Raw genomic sequence first — 1,594 nt, 5'->3', positions numbered from 1 at the left:
CTGCACGCCATACCTTTAGCTCAATGTCCCACTGACACGCCAGGGTTTCTCTTCTGACTGCCCAGCCGCTCAATTTTTCGTGACGGCGCAGGTCTGAAAGACTTGCACTAAAGTGCATGGCTCATACCCAGCGGTTTCGGAGAGTTGATCTATGCCGCCATCCGTGCTGGAAGGGAGCGTGTCCAGCGTGCTGGACACGCTCATGTGTTGGTTTGTAGCGACACCACGGAGGTCAACCTCAAAGCGACGATGCACTACCGTCCAGCAGGCGAGCTGGGGGTCACAGGCAACAACAGCGATCCAGGGTTTTTCATTCACGCTGGATTTGCACTCGACCCAGAATACGGGCGTCCATTGGGCTGCGTTTCAGCTCAAGTCTGGACGCGCGGCGGTCGCGTCGATTTCGGGGCATGCGAATCACAGAAGTGGTTCAACGTCACCCGTGACGTGCAAGGGTTCACGCCGATGGTCACGCTCGTCAATGATCGCGAGGGCGATAGCTATGATTTGTGGTTTCAGGTCATGCAGCGCCAAACGCATCTGATCACCCGCGCCCGGCAAGACCGGGCACTGATCCCGGATCAGCCGGGTGGGTCAACCAAGCTGTGGGCCGCACTTGAAGCCACTGCACCCCGTGCGCTGTTCGAGCTGTCCATCCCAGCAGACCCCAAGCGGGGACGCGCCGCCCGGCGCAGCATGATGGCGCTGAGTTTTCGCACAGTGAGGTTACGGAGTCCCCGCGCTGGACGGGCGGGCAAACGGGGCAGCGTCAAATTGCAGGCGGTGGAGGTCCGGGAATGCGCGGCTTGTGTGCCGTGTGGCGAGTCGCCAGTGGTCTGGCGACTGCTGACCACCCACACTATCGAAACGGTAGAGCAGGCATTACAAATCGTGAAGTGGTACATGTTTCGCTGGCGCGCTGAAGACACGTTCAGTGCCCTGAAGACGCGGGGACTGGATGTGGTGTCAACGGCGGGATAAAAATGACCAGAAATGGCGGAACAGATTTGACCACCTCCAGGTTGCTCACTCTTCTGCTCTCCGATTCATGATGAATCGGAGGTCTGCATGCTTGGAGGCGCACAGGTGCGACGAATCATCGAGCTCAAGGCGGCGGGACACTCGGTCAGCGGCATTGCCCGGACCCTGGATCTGAGCCGCAACACAGTCAAGAAGTATTTGCGAAACCCGGCTTTCCCACAGCCCAAGGCCCGGCCTAAAAAGGGCAGCAAACTCGGGTTGTACACGCCGTATCTGACTGGACGGATCGAGCAGGGTGTCCTGAGTGCCGTGGTGCTGTTCCGGGAAGTGCAGGAACGCGGTTACACGGGGCAGTACACGGTGGTCAAGGATTTCGTCCGCCCATTTCGGCGGACACAGGTGTCCGCCAGCCGCGTCACCGTCCGATTTGAAACCGATCCAGGTCAGCAGGCCCAGGTGGACTTTGGCCGCTACAGCTACCTGAATCTCGAAGGGCAGACCCGCTCAATCTGGGCCTTTGTGATGGTGCTGGGCTGGTCACGGGCGCTGTATGTCGAGTTCATCCGTAAAGCGGACACGGCCAGCTTCATCCGCTGCCACCTGAACGCATTCG

2 protein-coding genes are annotated in these 1,594 nt (G+C 59.6%); both read left to right on the top strand.

The genetic code is table 11. The annotated features are described in order from the left end of the window. The first annotated feature begins 144 nt into the window (after positions 1-144). Positions 145-981, top strand: coding sequence for an IS4 family transposase (locus tag Q319_RS0123460; RefSeq protein ID WP_162178712.1), 837 nt, complete (start codon positions 145-147; stop codon positions 979-981). A 105-nt stretch (positions 982-1,086) separates the two neighbouring features. Then, positions 1,087-1,594, top strand: a 508-nt coding sequence (locus Q319_RS0123455; RefSeq protein ID WP_245619457.1) for a helix-turn-helix domain-containing protein, incomplete at its 3' end; no start/stop codon positions are given.

The sequence above is a fragment of the Deinococcus marmoris DSM 12784 genome (genome assembly GCF_000701405.1).
GTDB classification, from domain to species: domain Bacteria; phylum Deinococcota; class Deinococci; order Deinococcales; family Deinococcaceae; genus Deinococcus; species Deinococcus marmoris.
The sequence above is the reverse complement of the archived record's forward strand: the minus strand, read 5'-3'. Positions and strand labels throughout refer to the sequence as shown.